Source organism: Staphylococcus sp. HMSC65H10, assembly GCF_001839185.1.
GTDB lineage: Bacteria > Bacillota > Bacilli > Staphylococcales > Staphylococcaceae > Staphylococcus > Staphylococcus simulans.
In genome coordinates, this window is sequence record NZ_KV840381.1 from 1 (window position 1) to 1,668 (window position 1,668).

Genomic DNA, 1,668 nt, shown 5'->3' on the forward strand with positions numbered 1-1,668 from the left:
GGTTATTTTGATTCATTTATTTGTTCCTCCAATTGTTTGATTTTTTCACTTTGTTCATTTGTAATGTCATTTAATTGCTGTATTGCTCGAAGTGACCATGAAACCATTTCATAAAGATTTACACCGTCTTTATGGATGAATTCAGGCGGTGTTTGGTAACCGTCGCCGATAATTAAACCATGATGATTGTATTCATCAGTGTTGAGCTCCTCTATACTATTTTTCTTGTATTTATATTGGTAAAGCTGCAATTCATTAGCAATAACATTTAATGCGTCATAATCCCATTTTTTTATATCTTTTTTGTAATCCACTAAAGATGAGTTATAGAATGCTTCAGCTCTAATAGGCTTATAACCAATATTACCGCCGTTATAAAGCAAGTTGTTAGTAACTCTTACTTCACCTGTTGATGTACCGATATAAAAATTAGTGCTTGTTGTACGGATACTTTCAGATTGTATCCACCTGCACTGTAAATCACCATATGTTGGATTACCGTTGTTATAACCTTTGTAGTCTGTTATACGAACTCGGTTATTTGCTTTAAGATATAAATATCCACTTCTGGATTGAAAATCTCCATAAAAGTTTCTTGCGTGAAAACTACCTGTTCCAATATTTCCAAATTTATCTGTAGCGTATACGACAGGTTCATATTCCCCTTCAGTTTGTCCAGAAAAACCCGCTTTTTTAAACCTTAGTCCTGAACCTGCTTGACCTTTATCGTCATAGATTTCACCGAATAGCAATGTACCATCCGTATCTTTAGCATTGTCGTTATCTTTGAGGTAAAAACTGAATTCGTTAGTACCTGGACGAGAATAAACTTGAGGTCGAATATATACAGATGCTTCCCAAGTTTCAATGTTTGTTGTATATCTGGATCGAGTATAGATACGACTATTTTCAGAGTGCAGGAATACAACTCCATAAGTAGACGAAAGGCGCACACCACGTGAATTATCATTAAATAAATCGTAATGAAATTCTAATGCACCGGCTTGTTCAGAACCGACGCCGCCGGACATCATTGTGGATAGTCCTTTTTCAGTCATATAAAGGTTATATCCTGTTTTTTTATTTCTGGAAAGAATATATCCATCTTTAATTCCAATTTCTGCACTAGGTGTATCAGTTACGCCACCCCATGTCCTTGTGAATGTACCACGGGATAATATTTCTTGATTCTTGATTGATAAATAATTTGTAGTGTCCCCGCCACGTATACCTAAGTTATTTACATTGATGTCTAAACCTTCTGGTGATAAGTTTAAACGATTAATGATTTCATCTTTACCGACTTTATTATTTACGTTACCAGCTAACACTTGGAAGTCTTTATTCACATTGATGTTGACACGGTCACCCTTCAACATAATGCCATCGGGGCCAACAGTATGTGATTGAATATTGCCATTTTCATCATATGACAATGTCAGACCTGTTGTTGTATTAACAGTTAAATCACTGACTACTTTTGACAGTGTTTTTCTGCTTGCGTTAAATTCCTCTTTTGTTGCTCTAGCGTTAATGTCAGTACCATTCTGATTAATCTGTGTTTGCATAACACTAAGCGTTTTATCAGTTTCTGCTTTTGCTTTATCAATATCTGCTTTGACATCTTCCGGTGCGGGCGTCCAGTCCGTAGCTTTGTTGCCTTTTTCT

The 1,668-nt window shown here is 35.8% G+C and carries 1 pseudogene; it reads right to left on the minus strand.

Going from position 1 to position 1,668, the window contains the following annotated elements:
• Positions 1–2 precede the first annotated feature (2 nt).
• A pseudogene (locus HMPREF3270_RS13970) lies at positions 3–1,668 on the minus strand (tail fiber domain-containing protein); the annotation flags it as partial.